Annotated in this window: 18 protein-coding genes and 2 tRNA genes; 3 read left to right on the top strand and 17 right to left on the bottom strand. The window is 53.4% G+C overall.

Translation table 11 applies throughout. The annotated features are described in order from the left end of the window. Positions 1-21: 21 nt before the first annotated feature. Positions 22-522 (bottom strand): GNAT family N-acetyltransferase, encoded by a 501-nt coding sequence (locus AC4PCC_RS02360; RefSeq protein WP_345829120.1) that lies wholly within the window; start codon positions 520-522, stop codon positions 22-24. Continuing rightward, complete coding sequence (gene ubiT / locus AC4PCC_RS02355; RefSeq protein WP_492126260.1) at positions 516-1,043, bottom strand: ubiquinone anaerobic biosynthesis accessory factor UbiT; 528 nt, start codon at positions 1,041-1,043, stop codon at positions 516-518. The genes AC4PCC_RS02360 and ubiT overlap by 7 nt, the downstream gene beginning before the upstream one ends. Positions 1,044-1,248: 205 nt before the next feature. On the opposite strand from ubiT, the gene ubiU reads away from it, so the two are divergent. The 3 genes from ubiU to AC4PCC_RS02340 all read left to right on the top strand — a co-directional run bounded on the left by ubiU (position 1,249) and on the right by AC4PCC_RS02340 (position 4,494). Beyond that, positions 1,249-2,244, top strand: coding sequence for a ubiquinone anaerobic biosynthesis protein UbiU (gene ubiU / locus AC4PCC_RS02350; protein WP_345829124.1), 996 nt, complete (start codon positions 1,249-1,251; stop codon positions 2,242-2,244). An 8-nt stretch (positions 2,245-2,252) separates the two neighbouring features. Next, on the top strand, positions 2,253-3,131 hold the full coding sequence (locus tag AC4PCC_RS02345; protein ID WP_492126259.1) for a U32 family peptidase: 879 nt from the start codon (positions 2,253-2,255) through the stop codon (positions 3,129-3,131). 355 nt (positions 3,132-3,486) lie between these two features. Continuing rightward, a complete protein-coding gene (locus AC4PCC_RS02340; protein WP_492126258.1) occupies positions 3,487-4,494 on the top strand; it encodes a luciferase-like monooxygenase in 1,008 nt (335 codons plus the stop codon). 165 nt (positions 4,495-4,659) lie between these two features. Here AC4PCC_RS02340 and AC4PCC_RS02335 read toward each other — a convergent pair whose 3' ends face one another. From AC4PCC_RS02335 to glmM, 15 genes are all read right to left on the bottom strand, one after another. Then, positions 4,660-6,441, bottom strand: coding sequence for a vegetative insecticidal protein Vip3A family protein (locus AC4PCC_RS02335; protein WP_492126257.1), 1,782 nt, complete (start codon positions 6,439-6,441; stop codon positions 4,660-4,662). Positions 6,442-6,934: 493 nt separating this feature from the next. Next, entirely contained in the window at positions 6,935-8,842 is a 1,908-nt protein-coding gene (locus AC4PCC_RS02330; protein ID WP_492126256.1) for a DEAD/DEAH family ATP-dependent RNA helicase, read from the bottom strand. A gap of 16 nt (positions 8,843-8,858) precedes the next feature. Then, positions 8,859-8,909 (bottom strand): hypothetical protein, encoded by a 51-nt coding sequence (locus AC4PCC_RS02325; protein ID WP_492127440.1) that lies wholly within the window; start codon positions 8,907-8,909, stop codon positions 8,859-8,861. Positions 8,910-9,019: 110 nt separating this feature from the next. Further along, the gene (nlpI, locus tag AC4PCC_RS02320) at positions 9,020-9,904 is read right to left on the bottom strand and encodes a lipoprotein NlpI (protein ID WP_067706027.1); all 885 of its coding nucleotides are present in this window, start codon (positions 9,902-9,904) and stop codon (positions 9,020-9,022) included. A gap of 129 nt (positions 9,905-10,033) precedes the next feature. Then, entirely contained in the window at positions 10,034-12,172 is a 2,139-nt protein-coding gene (gene pnp, locus AC4PCC_RS02315) for a polyribonucleotide nucleotidyltransferase (protein WP_067706026.1), read from the bottom strand. A 310-nt stretch (positions 12,173-12,482) separates the two neighbouring features. Then, a complete protein-coding gene (gene rpsO / locus AC4PCC_RS02310) occupies positions 12,483-12,752 on the bottom strand; it encodes a 30S ribosomal protein S15 (protein ID WP_024966694.1) in 270 nt (89 codons plus the stop codon). 75 nt (positions 12,753-12,827) lie between these two features. Continuing rightward, positions 12,828-13,802 carry a tRNA pseudouridine(55) synthase TruB gene (gene truB, locus AC4PCC_RS02305; protein WP_492126255.1) on the bottom strand — a complete coding sequence of 325 codons (975 nt, stop codon included), beginning with the start codon at positions 13,800-13,802 and terminating at the stop codon, positions 12,828-12,830. Next, positions 13,802-14,203, bottom strand: coding sequence for a 30S ribosome-binding factor RbfA (gene rbfA, locus AC4PCC_RS02300; protein ID WP_345829138.1), 402 nt, complete (start codon positions 14,201-14,203; stop codon positions 13,802-13,804). The genes truB and rbfA overlap by 1 nt, the downstream gene beginning before the upstream one ends. A 202-nt stretch (positions 14,204-14,405) precedes the next feature. Further along, complete coding sequence (gene infB / locus AC4PCC_RS02295) at positions 14,406-17,087, bottom strand: translation initiation factor IF-2 (RefSeq protein ID WP_492126254.1); 2,682 nt, start codon at positions 17,085-17,087, stop codon at positions 14,406-14,408. Between the two features lie 25 nt (positions 17,088-17,112). Further along, complete coding sequence (gene nusA / locus AC4PCC_RS02290) at positions 17,113-18,600, bottom strand: transcription termination factor NusA (protein WP_067706016.1); 1,488 nt, start codon at positions 18,598-18,600, stop codon at positions 17,113-17,115. A 24-nt stretch (positions 18,601-18,624) separates the two neighbouring features. Further along, entirely contained in the window at positions 18,625-19,077 is a 453-nt protein-coding gene (gene rimP / locus AC4PCC_RS02285; RefSeq protein ID WP_067706295.1) for a ribosome maturation factor RimP, read from the bottom strand. A 215-nt stretch (positions 19,078-19,292) separates the two neighbouring features. Then, positions 19,293-19,369 (bottom strand) — tRNA-Met (locus AC4PCC_RS02280). 59 nt (positions 19,370-19,428) lie between these two features. Continuing rightward, positions 19,429-19,515, bottom strand: a tRNA-Leu gene (locus tag AC4PCC_RS02275). Positions 19,516-19,572: 57 nt separating this feature from the next. Further along, positions 19,573-19,905, bottom strand: coding sequence for a preprotein translocase subunit SecG (gene secG / locus AC4PCC_RS02270; RefSeq protein WP_067706015.1), 333 nt, complete (start codon positions 19,903-19,905; stop codon positions 19,573-19,575). 274 nt (positions 19,906-20,179) lie between these two features. Continuing rightward, positions 20,180-21,514 (bottom strand): phosphoglucosamine mutase, encoded by a 1,335-nt coding sequence (gene glmM, locus AC4PCC_RS02265; RefSeq protein WP_492126253.1) that lies wholly within the window; start codon positions 21,512-21,514, stop codon positions 20,180-20,182. Positions 21,515-21,517: the final 3 nt, after the last annotated feature.

Here is a 21,517-nt window from a genome sequence, read left to right as displayed (position 1 = left end):
TCGCCCCTGGCGGCAGCGTTCTCAGGCCTCAGCGAAGGGAGCCGCGTACTCAATAAGGCCCTCTGCCTGAACGAGCGCCTCGTCGGCCAGTTTGTAGACCTGGAGCGCTTCCGCGCCGGACAGGCGGCAGTGGAGATGATGTCGGGCCGCGGGTTCAAATCCCAGGCGACCATAAAAATCCGGTTCGCCCATCACGACCACGGCGGCGTAGCCAAATTCATTGAGCGTATCCAGCCCCTCATAAATAAGCTGTTTACCCAGCCCGTCACCGCGGCTGCTCTCCTCCACCGCCAGCGGCGCGAGGGCCACCCACTGGTGATCCTCGCCGTTAAGAGTTACCGGGCTGAATGCCGCATAGCCCAGCACCTGGCCTTCGTCGTCGGTCGCCACCACGCCCAGCGTCAGCAATCCATCCTCACGCAGCTGTTGAACCAGCTCAGCCTCTCTGACCGTCGCAAAACAGCGTCGTAGCAGCGCGTCGATCCTGGCGGCGTCTATGCCGATTTCAGTACGAATTAACATGGCACACCTGCGCGATCCGCAGGGGAAGTCGCGTCCTCAGAGAGTCCCGCCTCAATCAGGTTAGCCAGCTGCATCAGTCCGAAACGCAGCGGCGCGGGCATATGTTCAGGTTCCATCGCATCCATCAGATTCTTCACTTCCAGCCCCAGGTCAGTGTCGCCTTCAATCACCAGACGACGTTGAAAGAACAGCGTATCGGGGTCCTGCCTGCGGGCAGCCACCAGCAGCAGGTCGTTAGCCTCACCGCGGAACCAGACGTCGGCCTCTTCCCGTTCGGCAACCTGCAATTTCCCCTGCTCAAGGGTAGTGACCCAGCGCAGGCCCAAATCGCGGATCTCCACGCCTAACCCGCGCCCCTCAAGAAAGGCTAAATCACCTTCCGCCAGAGCATAGTGAAACTGCCAGCTTAACAGCTGTTGCAGGCACTGTTTTTTGAGTGCAAAAGGTGCCAGCTGCAGCGGAATTCGCAAAAATTGTGGCCCCTTGCGGACAAGTTTTGCACATAATGGGTTCAACACCATTATTACTCCTTACGTATGAATTTTGACTATTTTGCCACACTGGCAAAACGAATCTGACGAATGGATCAGTAAAGTGTGCGAACTCTACAGAATTTTGGCATTAAATCCATTGTTCATCATTACGCCATTAGCTGCCTTAAATCAAAAGTTCTGATCGTTTCCCTGTTTACACTCACGGATCCTAAAGTTTGTACGGAAGAGTAATATGGAACTGCTTTGCCCTGCGGGAAATTTGCCCGCGCTAAAGGCTGCGGTCGAAAACGGAGCAGACGCCGTTTATGTTGGCCTGAAGGATGACACCAACGCCCGTCACTTCGCGGGCCTGAATTTCACCGAAAAACGGCTGAAGGAAGCGACCGGGTACGTTCATCAGCACCGACGTAAGCTACATGTTGCGATCAACACCTTTGCGCATCCCAGCGGCTACGAGCGCTGGCAGTATGCGGTGGATATGGCCGCGAGCGTCGGCGTAGATGCGCTGATCCTGGCAGATATCGCCATGCTGGAGTATGCCGCTGAACGCTATCCGCATATTGAGCGACACGTTTCGGTTCAGGCCTCGGCAACCAACGTCGAGGCAATCAAATTCTATCAGCGCAATTTCGATGTCGCCCGGGTCGTCCTGCCCCGCGTGCTCTCTATGCATCAGGTGCGCCAGCTGGCGCGCGTCACCCCCGTGCCGCTGGAGGTCTTCGCCTTTGGCAGTCTGTGCATCATGGCAGAAGGACGCTGTTTCCTCTCATCCTGGCTTACTGGCGAATCCCCCAATACCGTCGGCGCCTGCTCCCCCGCCCGCTATGTTCGCTGGCAGCAGACGCCCGGCGGGCTGGAGTCGCGGCTAAATGAGGTGCTTATCGATCGCTATGACGCCACGGAGAATGCAGGTTACCCAACGCTGTGTAAGGGCCGCTACCGTTTAGACGGCGCGCGCTATCACGCGCTGGAAGAGCCAACCAGCCTGAATACCCTTGCGCTACTCCCGGAACTGCTGGCCGCTAATATCGCCTCGGTAAAAATTGAGGGCCGCCAGCGTAGCCCGGCCTACGTGGAACAGGTTACGCGCGTCTGGCGTCAGGCTATCGATCGTTGCAGGGCCGATCCCGCCGGTTTTACCGCTCAGCAGAACTGGATGAATACGCTCAGCGCACTCAGCGAAGGAACACAGACCACGCTGGGCGCCTACCATCGTCAATGGCAGTAGGATACCCCATGAAATACGCATTAGGCCCGGTACTCTGGTACTGGCCAACTGGGACGCTACAGGATTTTTACCAGGCCGCTGCCAGCAGCAGTGCAGAGATCGTCTATCTGGGTGAAGCCGTATGCAGCAAACGTCGGGCAACCAAAATGGCAGACTGGATGGCGATGGCGAAAGCGCTGGCTGCGGCGGGCAAGCAGGTGGTGCTGACCAGCCTGGCGCTGGTGCAGTCCCCTTCAGAACTGGTTGAGCTGAAACGCTATGTGGATAACGGCGAATTCCTTATCGAAGCTAACGATATGGGAACGGTCAATATGGTCGCGGAAGCGGGTCTGCCCTTCGTCGCCGGCCATGCGCTGAACTGCTACAACGCCGTCACGCTGCGTCTGCTGTTAAAAATGGGTATGGTGCGCTGGTGTATGCCGGTTGAGCTGTCCCGCGACTGGCTGGACAATTTGCTGACGCAGTGCGAGACGCTGGGCATTCGCAACCGGTTTGAAGTGGAGGTGCTGGGTTATGGCCATCTACCGCTGGCTTATTCTGCCCGCTGCTTTACCGCCAGGGCGGAGAACCGCGGCAAAGATGACTGTCAGACCTGCTGTAGTGAGCATCCCCTTGGGCGAAAACTTTATTCACAGGAAGATCAGCTGGTATTTGTGCTTAATGGTATCCAGACGATGAGTGGTTATTGCTATAACCTGGGCAACGAGCTGATTTCAATGCAGGGGCTGGTGGATATTGTCCGCTTATCTCCCCAGGGGACAGAGACGCTGGCGATGGTGGATGCCTTTCGCGCCAACGAAACGGGTAAGCATCCCTTATCGCTGCAATCCCACAGGCAGTGTAATGGCTACTGGCGGCAGGTGGCCGGACTGGAGCTTGTCAGCTAAAACCGGGCGGGTTGTCGCCTGCTCATCCCCGCTAACAATAAATGCGGTTTTACCCGGGCGAATGATAAGTCATACTCACGCATAGCCCGGGCCACGCCTTATCAGGGCAGATTGTGCGCCAGGACTGTCTGGTAAAAGGTAAAGTGCTGCAAACTGCCAATCCTTTTATCAAAAAATCGTCCAGGCTATCTGCTTGCACCAGTACGTTAACCTTCGGTTATCGAATTGTATGGGGCGGTAGCTAAAGTACCGACCCTTACTGAAAAGCGTGGCTGTTCGGCATAATAACAGCCAGCATACCTGCAATTTGAAGGATGAGGGTTATTTTCGGCCCTTCAAAAAAAAGTGAGCGACTATGTCCGATATAAAAAACGCCCCCCTGTCGATCCTCGATCTTGCGCCTATTCCGCAGGGCGCAACCGCCTCTGATGCGTTCAAAACCTCTCTTTCACTGGCACAGCAGGCCGAAAAGCTGGGTTACAATCGCTACTGGCTGGCCGAACACCACAATATGTCCGGTATCGCCAGTGCCGCCACCTCGGTGCTGATTGGCTTTCTTGCGGCAAATACGCAGACGCTGCGGCTTGGCTCCGGCGGCGTGATGCTGCCAAATCATGCACCGCTGGTCATTGCTGAGCAGTTCGGCACGCTGGAATCTCTCTATCCGGGCCGTATTGATTTGGGGCTGGGCCGCGCGCCGGGTTCCGATCAGCGAACCATGATGGCACTTCGTCGGCATATGGGCGGTCATATTGATAATTTTCCCGCTGACGTACAGGAGATGATTAGCTGGTTTGATGCCGCCGGGGATGAGCGTCCGGCCGTACAGCCGGTGCCGGGTCTGGGACTTAAGATCCCGGTCTGGCTTCTCGGTTCCAGCCTCTACAGCGCTCAGCTTGCCGCGAAGCTGGGGATGCCGTTTGCTTTTGCTTCACACTTTGCGCCAGACCTGCTTTTCCAGGCACTTCACCTCTACCGGGAAGACTTCACGCCGTCCGCACGGCTGCAAAAGCCCCATGCGATGGTTTGCGTTAATGTCGTCGCCGCCGACAGCGAGCGAGACGCCCGATTCCTGTTTACCTCCATGCAGCAGCAGTTTATCAATCTGCGTCGTGGTCGGCCCGGCCCACTGCCCGCGCCAGTGGAGAATATGGATAATCTGTGGTCGCCATCAGAACAGTACGGCGTTCAGCAGGCGCTGAGTATGTCGGTGGTGGGTGACAAGGATAAAGTGCGCCAGGGTCTGGTCTCCCTGCTGCGTGAGACAGAGGCCGATGAAATTATGATTAATGGGCAGATTTTTGACCAACAGGCGCGACTGCACTCCTTTGCGCTGGCGATGGAAGCCTGGCGTTCGATCTGACAGCCGCAATCCTCCCGGGCGACGTCGTAAATTACCGGGAAGATATTCCCATCGTTAAAAACCCGCTACTCAGGGTTTTTAACGATCCTGAACCATTTTTTCAGCGTTTAATATCAATCCCGACGATGATGACTGTATGAGCAGTCATGAACCCTGGTCTTAATCTTATAAGCGCGGATTATCGCCATACTGACGTCCTCGCGGCGGTTCCAAAGATATCTGACTCTCATCTGCGCTGCGGCCTGATCGGCTTGTCTGATTATAATCATCCGTGACAAATTGCCTTCCAAGATAACTCCCGGCGCACATTATATATATGTATTCGCCAGAACCTTTAGATAAGGTTGTCGCATTGAACATCAGACAATAAAGCGGAGCAGGATATCTCTCCCCTATAAAGCAGAGGGGGATGCCACGGGAAGTTGTATTAATAATCTTTCCATCGCCATTAAAATCTTGCGCATTCCTTTCATCAAAAGCCTTGCCAATATTATACTCAACGCTGTCCCGCGAAAATTTTTTATACATATACGCGGGAAGGTATTCAGCTTTCAGCGCCCCGGTAAGCGCATCATATTTTGAAAAATAAACCGCCGAAAAAGTATAAGTATGAATTTCTTTACCGTCACTTGTTGAATCATAAGAAGACGTGTAGTCAAAGCCAGTAATGACTTCTTCACCTATCTTACAAATTCTGTAATTCCCCCAATCACTAACGGTATAAGGTGAACGTCCAACGTCGTATTCATATTTTTCCTCAGTGCCCAGTATAATTTTAAACCCGGCACCTAATTCCCCATCGGTAACGACCAGCTTAAATGTATCCTGCGTTTCATTGTAAAAAAACTCAAACCCCAATAGCGCGTAACCCTTTTTCGCCCGATGCCTGACCGTGGGTCGCTTATCCAGAGCGGGAAACGCCCCCACTATGGGGACGAAATGCGGACTGTTATGCGTTGCCATCAAAGCGTTTCGTTCAGTCGTGATTTTAGACATAATCTGAGAAAAGAGTTGCTGCTGCTCGTTGAGTGCAGATTTCATCTCACTGGCATAATCATAATAGGGATAATTCATTATTGCCCGGCACGAACAGAATGCACCCAGCGCTTTCGCTTGTATAAGCTGGGAGTTAAGCAAAAAATCGATCGCCCGTGATACACTGCTTACGTTATTGAAAACGGTCTCCGTCGACATAAATTCGGGTATAACGAGCTGGAGATTGCTTGTTGATAAAATATTCTTCCCGACTAATGAATTATGGATGGTATTTAAATGATAAATAATATTATTTAGGGCCGGTTCGGTGACGCTTTTCGCAAATTCATATAACTCAACGAAAGAGTCGCTTTCCAGAATTTCACTGTTATCTTCTGACCGGGTTTTCAACTCCACTACCTTTTCAGAAAATTGGTCGTACCTTTCTGAAACAAACCTGACGGCCTGATAAGAAGATGTCATCTCAGCAAGGCTGGAGTTGAGACTGATTTGCCGGGCAATGTTGTCCAGCTGTTCACTTATTAGCGCCAGACGATTTCTGACATCACCGAGCATGCCAATAATTTGCCTGTTCTGAGAAGAAACATAGTAAATTGCATTCAGAATCGTAGGGAGATAAAAATCAAGATTACTTTTTATGGCGAGAATGTTTTTATTGGCTACGCTAATCAGCTTACTTTGCCTTGAAGACATATCAATAAGAAGCCTGATTTGAGCCTGCGTCAGAGTGCCCTGTGCCAATAGCGTGTTAATATCATCGCCCATCCCTCCTAACGATGATTGTATATTCTCCCACAGCGCGGCATTAGACATAGCACCATCTAAGTTGCCACCAATGTTAGCTATGGACGAAAAGATACTTCCAATATTATCTATAAATGAGTAGATAGTATTAAACCCACCAATAACATCCATTATACGCGTATTATTCTGACGCACTGATAATTCCATTTGCTGCTCCTGTATGAATTTTGAATAATAAACACCTCCCATAAACATTAGCTTTGCTTATGCTTTAGCCACCAGTGAAAATGGCTTATTTATTGTTCTTCATGCCCGTCCTTTCAGATACCCGTTGTGCAAACTGCGTTTATTTTTGCATCTTGAAATTACTATCAGGCAGCAATGAATAACCGTCATCTTTAGAGTCGTGACGCCCTGTCATCCGGGATGCCCGGGACAGTATAAAAAACAGATTGAGGGCAAAGATAATTTTTCAGCAATGCATTAATGCATGCGGCAGGGTGGGGTGATTGTGATTCAGACGCAGAGGATGAAGTGAGGATAACGATAGAGAAGAGGATATCACGAGAGTTAAAGACGACGACCAAAATAAGTCATCGCGCTGCTATCCTCAGCGAGAATGAGGGCATCAACGCAAAAAAAAACCGGCCACACAGCGTGACCGGTTTTCAGCATTATGGGTTGTTATACCCTGATGCGATTAGGCGTCGCGACGACGGGTTGGCGCAGCGCCACCCTCTTCACGGCGTGGACCACGGCTTGCACCGCCGCCACGACGCTCGCCACCGCCGCTACGGTCGCTGAAGCGACGTGCGCCTTCAGGACGATCGCCACGAGGGGCGCCGTCACGGGCACCGAAACCGCCGCGTGCTGGAGCGCCAGAACCGCGACGCTCACCGCCACCGCTGCGTTCGTTGCTGCGAGGCTGTGCATCACCAATCAGCTGCATATTCATCGGCTTGTTCAGAATACGCGTGCGGGTGAAATGCGTCAGAATGTCACCAGGCATACCCTTAGGCAGCTCGATGGTTGAGTGAGTACCAAACAGCTTGATGTTACCGATGTAACGGCTGCTGATATCACCTTCATTGGCAATAGCACCAACGATGTGGCGAACTTCTACGCCGTCATCGCGACCCACTTCAATGCGGTAAACTTCCATATCCCCAACGTCGCGACGTTCACGACGTGGACGATCGCCACCTTCACGGTTTTCACGTGGGCCACGCTCAGGACGATCGCCACGGCGATCGTCACGCTCTTTGAACTCACGACGCGGACGCGGTGCCGGATCGGCAGGCACGATCAGCGGACGTTCACCCTGAGCCATTTTCAGCAGAGCGGCGGCCAGGGTTTCCATATCCAGGTCTTCTTCAGGCTGCATTTTAGCCAGCAGAGCACGGTACAGGTCCAGATCGCTGCTTTCCAGCTGCAGCTGAACTTTAGCGGCAAACTTAGCCAGACGACGCTCGCCCAGCAGGTCTGCGTTCGGCAGCTCAACTTCTGGAATAGTCAGCTTCATGGTGCGTTCGATGTTACGCAGCAGACGACGCTCACGGTTCTCAACGAACAGCAGCGCACGGCCTGCACGACCTGCACGACCGGTACGGCCGATACGGTGAACGTAAGACTCTGCATCCATAGGGATATCAAAGTTTACCACCAGGCTGATACGCTCAACGTCCAGACCACGGGCTGCAACGTCCGTTGCGATCAGAATGTCCAGACGACCATCCTTCAGACGCTCCAGCGTCTGCTCGCGCAGGGCCTGGTTCATATCGCCATTCAGTGCTGCGCTGTTATAGCCGCTGCGCTCCAGCGCTTCAGCCACTTCCAGGGTCGCGTTTTTAGTACGAACGAAGATGATGGCTGCATCAAAGTCTTCAGCTTCCAGGAAGCGCACCAGAGCATCAGTTTTACGACCGTAGGCCGTCCAGTAGCTCTGGCTGATATCAGGACGCGTAGTCAGGCTTGACTGAATGCGCACTTCCTGAGGATCTTTCATAAAGCGTTTAGTAATACGACGAATCGCTTCCGGCATGGTAGCCGAGAACAGTGCGGTCTGATGATTCGCAGGCATCTGTGACATGATGGTTTCAACGTCTTCGATGAAGCCCATACGCAGCATTTCATCAGCTTCGTCCAGCACCAGGCCGCGCAGGTTAGAAAGATCTAACGTGCCGCGTTTCAGGTGGTCAAGCAGGCGTCCAGGCGTACCCACAACTACCTGTGGTCCCTGGCGCAGGGCGCGCAGCTGTACGTCGTAACGCTGGCCGCCGTAAAGGGCCACCACGTTAAGACCGCGCATATGCTTGGAGAAATCAGTGACGGCTTCTGCAACCTGAACCGCCAACTCACGCGTTGGTGCCAGCACCAGGATCTGCGGTGCTTTCAGGTTGCTATCAATATTGTGAAGCAGTGGCAGCGAGAACGCTGCGGTTTTACCGCTCCCGGTCTGCGCCATACCCAGCACATCACGGCCAGCCAGCAGGTGAGGAATACACTCAGCCTGGATTGGAGAAGGCTTTACGTAGCCCATACCGTTCAGTGATTCAAGGAGTTCGGCGTTCAGGCCAAGGTCAGCAAAAGTGGTTTCAATATCAGTCATGTAGTACACGTGCCTCTTAGATTGCGGCGGCCAGTCTACATAACTCGTCGTGAAAACATTTAGTCATTTTCATCAAAAAGTGTGAACCGGCTCAAATTAGTGGTTTCGACGAACAAAAAGGCCCTCATCCGCTAAGATGATGACTTTTCGAAAAAAAGGGCAATATTAGTTCGTCAGCTATTGCTGGTCAGATTCTGATAAATCGTCTTGTGTCTGGCCGAGTAGGGCCAGCTCCAACAATGCATATCGGTGCTCAACAAAGTTATGAACGTTGTTAGCGACCGTCAGCTTGAACAACGCTTCTGCGTTGTCCTTCTCCCCCAGACTTAGGTAATGTTTACCTAAATAGAAGTTGGTTTCACTGAGATGTTCAGCGAGCGAGGTGTTATCCGTTGCATCCGCCTTAAGACGTTCCATCAGCGTACTTTCGCTGATGTTGCCCAGGTAGAACTCGACAATATTCCATCCCCATTGATCTCTGACCGCTTTGTCGTAACGCTGTTGTAGCGCTACTTTGGCCTTGTCGGCATTCATCTCTTTTTCGTCGAGATAGAGCCACAGGCTACGGAAAGGATCGTTAGGATCGTCTTGATAAAACGCCAGCAGATCATCTTGCGACAATTTAAACCTTCCGCCGTAGTACAGGGCGATACCGCGGTTTAAATGTGCGTAATTGTAAGTTGGATCAAGCTCAAGTACAGAATCAAACGCTTCATAGGCAGCATCATAGTTGCCTGCCTGCGTTAAATATATGCCTAAGTAATTGAATACTTCAGGCATATCCGGTCTGACAGATAGCGCTTGTGAAAAATCATTTCGCGCCAGTGCTCTCAAACCTAAACTATCATACAACACTCCGCGCTCATATAACAGCTGTGCACGTTCATCATCGGTAAGGGCACGACTGGCAAGTATTTGTTCCATGCGCGCCAGAATGACTTCCTGCTGCAGCGTAGGCTGCAAAGGTACGGCCAGGACCTCGTTCTTACGCCAATCAGAGTTGCTGCATCCTGCCAGCGTTAAAGCTGTCGCAACGAAACACCAGCGCAAAAAAGGCTTCATTTCCCACTCCCGAATACAAACAATAGGATGGTAGTCCGTTCATCCGCTTGCCATGCACAAGGTGACGCGTCCTGCCCTCGCGATGAAACAGCTCTCCGTGACGCGCACGGAGAGCTTAATAGTATGACTTTATTCTGCTTCTGGTGCCGGGGCAACAGCAGGGGTTACCGCTTCTGGTTCAGACTGCTCGGTCGCTTCTTTGATGCTCAGGCGTACGCGGCCCTGACGATCAACTTCCAGCACTTTCACCGGCACTTCCTGACCCATCTGCAGATAGTCGGTCACTTTCTCTACGCGCTTGTCAGCGATTTGAGAAATGTGCACCAGACCTTCTTTACCACCACCGATGGCGACGAAGGCTCCAAAGTCAACGATGCGGGTCACTTTACCGTTGTAGATACGACCCACTTCGATTTCTGCCGTGATCTCTTCGATACGGCGGATAGCGAATTTCGCTTTATCACCGTCGGTCGCAGCGATTTTCACCGTACCGTCATCTTCGATCTCAATGGTGGTGCCGGTTTCTTCGGTCAGCGCACGAATAACCGAGCCGCCTTTACCGATGACATCTTTAATTTTGTCCGGGCTGATCTTGATGGTGTGGATGCGCGGAGCAAACTGAGAGATGTCGCCGCGCGGGGTGCTGATCGCCTGCTCCATCACGCCCAGGATGTGCAGTCGTGCACCTTTAGCCTGGTTCAACGCCACCTGCATGATTTCACGGGTGATGCCTTCTATTTTAATGTCCATCTGCAGCGCGGTGATACCTTCACGGCTACCGGCTACCTTGAAGTCCATGTCGCCCAGGTGATCTTCGTCGCCGAGGATATCGGAGAGAACGACGAAGTTTTCACCCTCTTTCACCAGGCCCATGGCGATACCAGCAACTGCGGCCTTGATTGGCACGCCGGCATCCATCAGCGCCAGAGAAGCACCACACACGGACGCCATTGACGATGAGCCGTTTGATTCAGTGATTTCAGACACCACACGTACGGTGTAAGGGAACGCATCACCCTTCGGCATCACGGCCAGTACGCCGCGCTTGGCAAGACGGCCGTGGCCGATCTCGCGACGCTTAGGTGAACCTACCATACCGGTCTCACCGACGGAGTACGGAGGGAAGTTGTAGTGGAACAGGAAGTTGTCGGTACGCTCGCCCATCAGCTCATCGAGGTTCTGTGCGTCACGTGCGGTACCCAGGGTAGCGGTAACCAGCGCCTGCGTCTCACCACGGGTAAAGAGCGCAGAACCGTGAGTGCGCGGCAGTACGCCAGTGCGCACGTCCAGGCCACGGATCATATCTTTTTCACGGCCGTCAATGCGCGGTTCGCCACGAAGAATGCGGCTGCGTACGACGTCTTTTTCCAGACCATGCAGAATGTCGCTGATTTCGCCTTCGTTCAGGCTTTCGTCTTCAGCCAGCAGCGCAGCAGTCACTTCGCTCTTGATAACACCAACGCGATCGTAACGCTCCTGCTTCTCAGTGATGCGATAAGCATCGCTCAGGCGAGATTCGGCCAGCGCGGCAATACGGCTGGTCAGAGATTCGTTTACGGCTTCTGGCTGCCAGTCCCAGCGAGGTTTACCGGCTTCGGCAACCAGGGAGTTGATCTGGTCGATAACAATCTGCTGCTGCTCGTGACCGTAGACCACCGCACCCAGCATCTGATCTTCGCTCAGCACTTCGGCTTCAGACTCAACCATCAGCACGGCACCCTGAGTACCGGCAACAACCAGGTCCAGTTTGCTCTCTTTCAGCTCGTCGGTGGTTGGGTTCAGCACATACTGATCGTTGATGTAACCTACGCGCGCGGCACCGATAGGACCATTGAACGGCAGACCGGACAGGCTCAGCGCTGCAGAGGCACCGATCATCGCCACGATATCAGGGTTAACCTGTGGGTTAACGGAAACCACGGTCGCGATGACCTGAACTTCGTTAACGAAACCTTCCGGGAACAGGGGGCGAACCGGGCGGTCAATCAGGCGTGAGGTCAGGGTTTCACCTTCGCTCGGGCGGCCTTCACGACGGAAGAAGCTACCTGGAATGCGGCCAGCAGCGTAGGTACGCTCCTGATAGTTTACGGTCAGCGGGAAAAAGCCCTGGCCCGGCTTGGCTTTTTTCTGGCCAACAACGGTAACGAATACCGCGGTGTCATCCATACTGACCATTACAGCTGCCGTGGCCTGGCGAGCCATCATACCGGTCTCCAGGGTGACGGTATGCTGACCATATTGGAATTTTCTTACGATCGGGTTCAGCAAAATTAAATCCTTAACGTTCTGACAGGGCACTGACCCTGACGAAAAATTTTTAATCTTCATTTGCATCCTCGCGACTAATGACAACCCTTAATCCCGCCCCGGGGACAAAGCCTCTCATTAGCCGCGCGAAACGCTGCAACTGAAGATCGCACGTGTCAACAATACAATAGTTTGGCGAAAAATGCTGCCGCTTAGCGGAAAAAAGGGGCCAAGAAGGCCCCTTTTTAGCAAAACTCGCACAAATCTGCCTTTAAGCCATTTATCGTATCAGATTGCGCTGAAACGTACCGGGCAAGGCAGATTCTAAGATTTAGCGACGCAGACCCAGACGCTCGATCAGGCTGGTGTAACGTGCAACATCTTTACGCTTCAGGTAATCCAGCAGCTTACGACGCTGGGAAACCATACGCAGCAGACCGCGACGGCTGTGGTGATCTTTTTTGTGCTCAGAGAAGTGACCCTGCAGATGGTTAATCTGAGCGGTCAGCAGAGCAACCTGAACTTCGGTAGAACCACTGTCGTTAGCATCGCGACCGTAGTCGGCAACGATCTGTGCTTTAGTTTCAACACTTAGAGACATGATACAACTCCAAATTAAGATAAATGTACAGGTGCCGATCTCTAATTCAGCGACCCAATGTAAAGCCGCGCTATTCTACTCTGCGCCTGATACTTTCGCAAATGGCGCGTCGGAATATTCCACGACCAGCCGTCGGGGTGCAACACGGCCATCCCCGGCAATTTCCGCCATACCAATAAATTTGCGCGTTTCACCTTCGGTGACGCGGACCAGCCCCGTAGCAGGAACATGACCCGCCTGCACGGGTTGCCCCTGCCTGAAGTAAGCGGCAACCGAACTCAGAAGGTTAACTTCCGGGTACGCGGCGGCCGGGCTGTCCATCGGCATCAGCAGCGGGTCCAGCAGGTCAGCAGGCGTTTTGCCACTGGCGTAAGCTTCCTCGCTAAGCGCCGACAGCTGCTCCAGGGTCACCATGCTGGCGATCGGGTAGGTCGCAACCTGTAGCCGACGTAAATATGCCACATGGGCACCACAGCCGAGCAGTTCACCCAGGTCATCCGTAATGGTACGAATGTAGGTCCCCTTGGAGCAGTGGATTTCCAGCTCCAGCTCATCGCCTTCCCAGCGGATAAGCTGCAGATCATAGACGGTGATACTGCGCGCCTCACGCGGCACTTCAATACCTTCGCGGGCGTACTCATAAAGCTTCCGCCCCTGATACTTCAGCGCGGAATACATCGACGGGACCTGCTGGGTTTCCCCGCGGAAGCCGTCGAGCACCTCACGCAGCTGCTGCTCGGTGAAGGTCACCGGACGTTCACTGATGAGGGCACCCTCTGCGTCTGAGGTATCGGTACGCTGCCCCAGTTTTGCAATAACGCGATAGCGTTTATCCGAGTCAAGCAGGTACTGGGAAAATTTCGTGGCTTCGCCCAGGCAAATTGGCAGCATACCGGTGGCCAGAGGATCCAGCGCACCGGTATGACCCGCGCGGTTCGCCGTGAAGAGGCGCTTCACCTTTTGCAGCGCATCATTACTGGACAGACCGATAGGTTTATCCAGCAGCAGCACACCATGGACGTCGCGACCGCGACGACGAGGACGGCTCATCAGTCCTCCTTGTCTTCTTCCGCAGGGCCACGACGCTCGGCATCGTTTCTCACTACGTTAGTGACAAGGTTAGACATACGCATGCCTTCAACCAGTGAATTGTCATAGAACCAGGTCAGCTCAGGCACGATACGCAGGCGCATGGCTTTACCCAGCAACGAACGGATATAGCCGGAAGCATCGCCAAGCGCCCGCAGGCCGCCTTTGATAGCGTCTTCGTCTTTGTCGTTCAGGAAGGTGACAAACACTTTGGCATAGGCCAGGTCGCGAGAAACCTCGACACCTGACACCGTTACCATCATGCCAAGACGTGGATCTTTAATCTCACGCTGTAAAATCATCGCGATCTCTTTCTGCAATTCCTGAGATACGCGCTGTGGGCGACCAAATTCTTTCGCCATATTAAAACTCTCCAGATTAAGGCTGTGTCCGACCCTGGGTATTAAGACCGTCGGAATACCAACAGTTCGTGATCAAGGTGGAAGGTGAAGGGCATAGCAGACTATGTTCAAACCTGACAACGCAGGACGCGAGCTACTGGTGGGACACAGCCTACGGGAGGCCCAGTGGGCCTCCCGGATACGTCACTTTTTCAAGAGACCATTAATCGATAGTACGCTGGATCTCGATAATTTCGAACACTTCGATCATATCGCCAACGCGCACATCGTTGTAGTTCTTCACGCCGATACCACATTCCATGCCGTTACGGACTTCGTTGACGTCATCTTTGAAGCGGCGCAGGGATTCCAGCTCGCCTTCATAGATAACCACGTTGTCGCGCAGTACGCGGATAGGGTTATGACGCTTAATGTTACCTTCGGTCACCATACAACCGGCGATAGCACCAAATTTCGGGGATTTGAACACGTCACGTACCGCAGCCAAACCGATGATCTGCTGTTTGTACTCAGGTGCAAGCATACCGCTCATCGCTGCTTTCACTTCGTCAATCAGGTTATAGATGACGGAGTAGTAACGCAGATCCAGGCTTTCAGTATCAATCACGCGGCGCGCAGAGGCATCGGCACGGACGTTAAAGCCAACCAGGATAGCGTTAGACGCTGCTGCCAGCGTGGCGTCGGTTTCAGTGATACCGCCCACACCAGAACCCACGATTTTAACTTTCACTTCATCAGTTGAAAGTTTCATCAGGGAGTCGGAGATAGCTTCGACAGAACCCTGTACGTCGGCTTTCATCACGATGTTCAGTTCAGATACTTCGCCTTCGGTCATGTTAGCAAACATGTTTTCCAGCTTAGATTTCTGCTGACGCGCCAGCTTAACTTCACGGAATTTGCCCTGACGATACAGTGCCACTTCACGCGCTTTTTTCTCGTCGCGTACGACGGTCGCTTCATCACCTGCTGCCGGAACGCCCGACAGACCCAGAATTTCTACCGGGATAGAAGGACCTGCGGTCAGGACTTCACGCCCTAACTCATCACGCATCGCACGCACGCGGCCGTATTCAAAGCCACAAAGAACGATATCGCCTTTGTTCAATGTACCTTCACGCACCAGTACGGTAGCAACCGGACCACGGCCTTTATCCAGGAAGGATTCAACGACCACGCCGCTCGCCATACCCTGACGGACTGCGGTCAGTTCCAGCACTTCAGCCTGCAGCAGGATGATGTTCAGCAGGTCGTCGATACCGGTACCCGCTTTCGCAGAGACGTTGACGAACATGTTTTCACCACCCCACACTTCCGGGATAATCCCGTACTGAGTGAGTTCGTTTTTAACACGATCCGGGTCGGCTTCAGGTTTGTCGCACTTATTCACTGCAACAACAACTGGCACGTTCGCCGCTTTCGCATGCTGGATAGCTTCAACCGTCTGTGGCATGACGCCATCATCCGCTGCCACCACCAGGATAACGATATCCGTTGCCTGAGCACCACGAGCACGCATTGCGGTAAACGCGGCGTGTCCCGGGGTGTCCAGGAAGGTGATCATACCGCTATCAGTTTCAACGTGGTAAGCACCGATGTGCTGAGTAATGCCGCCCGCTTCGCCAGAGGCGACTTTGGTTGAGCGGATATAGTCCAGCAGAGACGTTTTACCGTGGTCAACGTGGCCCATGATGGTCACGACTGGCGCACGAGACTCGCGCTCAGCCTGAGTATCACGATCGCTCATTACCGCTTCTTCCAGCTCATTCTCGCGGCGCAGCGTCACTTTGTGACCCATTTCTTCCGCAACCAGCTGGGCAGTTTCCTGATCGATAACCTGGTTAATCGTCGCCATGGCGCCCAGCTTCATCATCGCTTTGATGACCTGAGAACCTTTCACTGCCATTTTGTTAGCCAGCTCGGCCACGGTGATAGTCTCACCGATGATCACGTCGCGGTTAACAGCCTGTGCAGGCTTGTTAAAGCCCTGCTGCAGCGTGCTTGGCTTGCGCTTGCCGCCTTTACCACCGCGGAACTGCGCGCGCGCTTCTTCACGGTCGGTTTTCGCTTCAGAATGCTTGTTGCCCTTCTTCTGGCGAGGCGCTTTCGCTGGACGCGTACGACGATCGCCTTCTACCTTGGCATCGTTTTCGTCTTCAGCGGCACGCGCATGGGTGGAGGTGGTGACATGATAGTCAGAAGTGTCTTCGACTTCTTTTTCCGCTTCAGCCCATTCTGAGCCTTTTTCTTCCGCCATTTTACGGGCCTCTTCCGCTACGCGCTTCGCGTCTTCTTCGATTTTGCGACGCGCTTCTTCTTCAGCTTTACGCTTCAGCTCTGCGGCTTCAGCTTCGCGGCGGGCTTTATCAGACTGGGCCGCCCGGGTTGTTTCGTCGGTATGTTGATTGCTCACTTTTTCTTTTTCCGCTGCTTCACGTTTGGCTTTATCAGCTGCCTGACGTTTAGCCTGCTCCTCGGCCTCACGCTTCGCTTTCTCTTGAGCTTCGTGCGCGGCTTTCTCTTCAGCCTCGCGACGAGCCAGTTCTTCCGCTTCACGCTGTGCCTGCTCTTCTGCTTCAGCCTGTGCAGCTTCTGCAGGATCGCCTTTTACATAGGTGCGCTTTTTGCGGACTTCAATCTGCACCGCTTTGCTTTTACCGCCGGTGCCCGGCACGTTCAGGGTGCTGCGCGTTTTGCGCTGCAGAGTAAGTTTACCAGAACCGCCGTTATGGTCGCGGTTCAGATGGCTAAGGAGCGTCTCTTTTTCCTGCTGGGTCACAGAATCGGTCTCAGACTTGCGGATCCCTGCATCAGCAAATTGCTGTACCAGGCGTTCTACCGGGGTCTGAATCTCTGCGGCCAGCGATTTTACGGTTACATCTGTCATGCTGTTCCTTCCTGCTTACAGTTTATTACGCGTCGTCGCCGAACCAGCAGATATTACGTGCAGCCATAATCAGCTCACCGGCCCGTTCATCGCTCAGGCCCTCAATATCTGACAGATCGTCAACACCCTGCTCGGCAAGATCTTCCAGCGTGCATACGCCAATCGCCGCCAGCTTAAATGCCAGTTCACGATCCAGACCTTCCAGATTCAGCAAATCTTCTGCCGGCTGGTTTTCACCCAGGCTCTCTTCTTTCGCCAGCGCCAGGGTAGTTAACGCATTTTTTGCCCGATCGCGCAGCGCTTCTACCGTATCTTCATCCATCCCGTCGATTTCCAACAGTTCATTGATGGGAACATACGCGAGCTCTTCAAGTGAGGAGAAGCCCTCTTCAACCAGCATGGTGGCGAAATCTTCATCAATATCGAGATATTTGGTAAAGACATCGATAGCAGCGTGGGCTTCAGCCTGATGCTTAGCCTGAAGATCGTCGACCGTCATCACGTTCAGCTCCCAGCCACTCAGCTGTGAAGCCAGACGCACGTTTTGGCCATTACGGCCTATCGCCTGAGCCAGATTTCCGGCTTCAACGGCGATGTCCATGGTGTGATTATCTTCATCCACCACGATAGAGGCAACATCCGCAGGCGCCATGGCGTTGATCACGAACTGCGCAGGATTATCATCCCACAGCACGATATCAATACGCTCACCGGCCAGCTCGCTGGACACTGCCTGAACACGCGCACCACGCATACCAACGCAGGCACCGATAGGATCGATACGCTTGTCGTTGGTTTTCACGGCAATCTTGGCACGAGAACCCGGATCGCGCGCAGCGGCTTTAATTTCAATCACTTCCTCGCCGATTTCCGGCACTTCGATACGGAAGAGTTCGATCAGCATTTCAGGTTTTGAACGGCTGACGAACAGCTGGGCACCACGGGCTTCAGGGCGAACTGCGTACAGAACACCACGAATACGGTCGCCCGGACGGAAGTTTTCGCGCGGCAGCATATCCTCACGGATAATGACCGCTTCCGCATTATTGCCCAGGTCCAGAGAGATATTATCGCGATTGACCTTTTTTACCACGCCGGTGATGATTTCACCTTCCTGCTCGCGGAACTGATCCACGACCATCGCGCGTTCGGCTTCGCGCACTTTTTGCACGATAACCTGCTTAGCGGTTTGGGTAGTGATACGGTCAAAGGTGACAGATTCAATCTGATCTTCAACGAATCCGCCGACGTCCAGGGACTCGTCTTCAAAACGCGCGGCATCGAGCGTAATTTCACGCGTCGGCTGGGTCACTTCATTGACAATAACCCAACGGCGGAAGGTGTCAAAATCACCGCTTTTGCGATCGATGCTGACGCGAACGTCAATTTCCTGCTCGTATTTTTTCTTTGTTGCCGTTGCCAGTGCGCTCTCCAGCGCTTCGAAAATCTTCTCGCGAGGAAGGGATTTCTCGTTAGATACGGCCTCAACAACAGCTAAGATTTCTTTATTCATCCTGGTATGCCTCAATCCGGACTTTTAAAAGTGGGGAACCAGGTTCGCTTTCTGAATATTACTCAGCGCGAACACTTCATCGTTACCCTCAACGGCAACAGTCACCATTTCACCTTCTACAGCTTTAATGATTCCCTGCCACTTGCGGCGGTTCTGTACGGCCATACGCAGTACCAGGCTCACTTCGTCACCGATGAATTGCGTATAATGCTTAGCGGTGAAGAGAGGACGCTCCAGGCCTGGTGAAGAGACTTCAAGGGTATAAGCGACGGTAATAGGATCTTCAACGTCAAACACGGCGCTTACCTGGTGGCTTACATCGGCACAATCGTCAACGGTGATGCCATCTTCACTATCAATATAGATGCGCAGCGTGGATGTGCGACCGCGTACAAACTCAATACCAACCAGTTCGTAGCCTAGCGCTTCTACCGGTGCTGAAATCAGCGCTGTTAATTTTTGCTCTAATGTGGACAAGCCCACCCCCAAGACATAAAAAAAGGGCTTAATAGCCCAGTATGCTGTTTCCTGATAACAAAAAACCCCGAAAATTCGGGGCTTTTTGCGACTGGACCCTGTACGCCATCACTGGCGGTTCGGCACAATCCAAAAGAATTTTTTTCAAAAAACTGCTATTGATGCGCCAGTAAACAGTGCAAACAGTATATTTGAAAAAGAACTCTAAGAGAAAGTGGTTGCGGGGGCCGGATTTGAACCGACGACCTTCGGGTTATGAGCCCGACGAGCTACCAGGCTGCTCCACCCCGCGTCCGAAAACGTGGCAAATACTACGCCAAACTTGCACGAAATGCAAGCAATACTGAGATTTGGTACCGAGGACGGGACTTGAACCCGTAAGCCCATGCGGGCACTACCACCTCAAGGTAGCGTGTCTACCAATTCCACCACCACGGCACTAAAGAGGCGACTTTTTTATTTCTGTCGCGTCGAAATGGTTACTGCTTTTACTGCTTACTGTGGGATGTCGCTACCCGGCGCTGCCGGTTTAGCTGGCTGGCTCTGCTGCGACTGTGCAGGCTGAGTCAGATTTTCCCACTCGCTTCCTTTCTGGGTTTTGTTGCTGTTGAGGTTACCCAGAATCAAGCTGATGATGAAGAACAATGCCGCCAGCACTGCGGTCATACGGGTCATAAAGTTGCCTGAGCCGTTAGAACCAAAGAGCGTTGCGGAAGATCCTGCACCAAACGACGCGCCCATATCAGCGCCTTTACCTTGCTGCAGCATAATCAAACCTACAAGGCCGATCGCCACAATAAGGAAAACTACCAAAAGAGCTTCGTACATATTCAACCTGTTCCTTGCGCGGTTACCGCACATCAAAAGCTTCAAACCAGTTAGAGAGATAGCGTTGCCACTACCCATCAGAAGCGGGTGTGAATACTAACCAAAGCGCGCACCCTACGCAAGGGCAATTTACTGTCGTGCGATCGTTTGCAGAAAAAAACGACAAAAGGCTGTTCAGTGCGCAATAAGTGAACGGATAAGGCTGAAATAAAGGCAGAAAAAAATATCTGCTCATCAGCCCATTCCGGTTATTTAAGCGTCGTGCCCCTCGCCTTTAAACGGCTTTTACCGCATCGGCGATGCGGTGTGCCAGCGCGGTGACCTGTGCTTCATCCTCACCTTCCACCATCACGCGGATAAGCGGTTCGGTCCCAGACTTACGCAGCAACACGCGCCCGCGCCCGTTCAGCTCGGCTTCTGCGGCGGCGGTTGCCGCGGTGACCCGTTCGTCGGAGAGCGGATCGTTGCTGCCACTGAAGCGGACGTTGACCAGGATCTGCGGCAGTAGCTTCATGCCGCTACACAAATCATGCAGGCTCATATGGTTACGCACCATCGCCGTGAGCACCTGCAGGCCCGCCACAATGCCATCTCCGGTAGTGGTTTTGTCCAGCAGGATAACGTGGCCGGAGTTCTCGGCCCCCAGACGCCAGCCCTTTTCCTGTAGCTTCTCCAGCACGTAGCGATCGCCAACTTTTGCCCGCGCGAAGGGAATGCCCAGCTGTTTCAGGGCCAGCTCCAGCCCCATATTACTCATCAGGGTACCGACGACCCCGCCGCGCAGCTGACCCTGACGGAGTCCTTCGCGAGCGATGATATAGAGTATCTGATCGCCATCGACCTTAAGGCCAAGATGGTCCACCATCATGATGCGGTCGCCATCCCCGTCGTAGGCAAGGCCAATATCCGCCTTTTCAGCCAGGACGCGTTCCTGCAGCTTGCGCACGTCCGTCGCGCCGCACTCCTCGTTGATATTCATGCCATCCGGCTGAACGCCGATTGAAATCACCGTCGCGCCCAGCTCACGTAGCACGTTAGGGGCTATGTGATAGGTAGCGCCGTTGGCGCAGTCCACCACGATTTTTAAACCGTTCAGATTCAGTTCGCTGGGAAAGGTACCCTTGCAGAACTCAATATAACGCCCGGCAGCATCAACGATGCGGCTTGCGCGGCCCAGCTCAGCAGATTCGACACAGGTGATCGGTTTTTCCATTTCCGCTTCTATCGCCTCTTCGACATCGTCGGGAAGCTTCGTCCCTTCGATGGAAAAAAACTTAATACCATTATCATCGAATGGATTATGCGATGCGGAAATCACGATGCCCGCTTCTGCGCGGAAGGTTCGGGTCAGGTAGGCGATGGCAGGCGTCGGCATCGGTCCGGTAAAGGCCGCAGACAGCCCGGCCGCCGCCAGTCCAGCTTCAAGTGCAGATTCCAGCATGTAGCCGGAGATACGCGTGTCTTTACCGATAATAATTTTTTTGGAACCGTTTCGTGCCAGCACCTTCCCGGCCGCCCAGCCCAGTTTCAGTACGAAGTCCGGAGTAATAGGCGGCTCACCCACTTTGCCACGGATGCCGTCGGTACCAAAATACTTACGCTTGCTCATAAC

It is taken from the genome of Erwinia sp. L03-1 (assembly GCF_058686115.1).
This window is presented reverse-complemented; position numbering and strand designations above follow the sequence as displayed.

Bases quoted from the DNA above. Each gene is read 5' to 3' on its own strand.
- ubiT (WP_492126260.1), bottom strand. From the start codon at position 1,043: ATGGTGTTGAACCCATTATGTGCAAAACTTGTCCGCAAGGGGCCACAA.
- nlpI (WP_067706027.1), bottom strand. From the start codon at position 9,904: ATGAAGCCTTTTTTGCGCTGGTGTTTCGTTGCGACAGCTTTAACGCTG.
- nusA (WP_067706016.1), bottom strand. From the start codon at position 18,600: ATGAATAAAGAAATCTTAGCTGTTGTTGAGGCCGTATCTAACGAGAAA.
- rbfA (WP_345829138.1), bottom strand. From the start codon at position 14,203: ATGGCGAAAGAATTTGGTCGCCCACAGCGCGTATCTCAGGAATTGCAG.
- infB (WP_492126254.1), bottom strand. From the start codon at position 17,087: ATGACAGATGTAACCGTAAAATCGCTGGCCGCAGAGATTCAGACCCCG.
- AC4PCC_RS02360 (WP_345829120.1), bottom strand. From the start codon at position 522: ATGTTAATTCGTACTGAAATCGGCATAGACGCCGCCAGGATCGACGCG.
- AC4PCC_RS02330 (WP_492126256.1), bottom strand. From the start codon at position 8,842: ATGACTGATATTGAAACCACTTTTGCTGACCTTGGCCTGAACGCCGAA.
- AC4PCC_RS02340 (WP_492126258.1), top strand. From the start codon at position 3,487: ATGTCCGATATAAAAAACGCCCCCCTGTCGATCCTCGATCTTGCGCCT.
- ubiU (WP_345829124.1), top strand. From the start codon at position 1,249: ATGGAACTGCTTTGCCCTGCGGGAAATTTGCCCGCGCTAAAGGCTGCG.
- secG (WP_067706015.1), bottom strand. From the start codon at position 19,905: ATGTACGAAGCTCTTTTGGTAGTTTTCCTTATTGTGGCGATCGGCCTT.
- AC4PCC_RS02345 (WP_492126259.1), top strand. From the start codon at position 2,253: ATGAAATACGCATTAGGCCCGGTACTCTGGTACTGGCCAACTGGGACG.
- glmM (WP_492126253.1), bottom strand. From the start codon at position 21,514: ATGAGCAAGCGTAAGTATTTTGGTACCGACGGCATCCGTGGCAAAGTG.
- AC4PCC_RS02335 (WP_492126257.1), bottom strand. From the start codon at position 6,441: ATGGAATTATCAGTGCGTCAGAATAATACGCGTATAATGGATGTTATT.
- truB (WP_492126255.1), bottom strand. From the start codon at position 13,802: ATGAGCCGTCCTCGTCGTCGCGGTCGCGACGTCCATGGTGTGCTGCTG.
- rpsO (WP_024966694.1), bottom strand. From the start codon at position 12,752: ATGTCTCTAAGTGTTGAAACTAAAGCACAGATCGTTGCCGACTACGGT.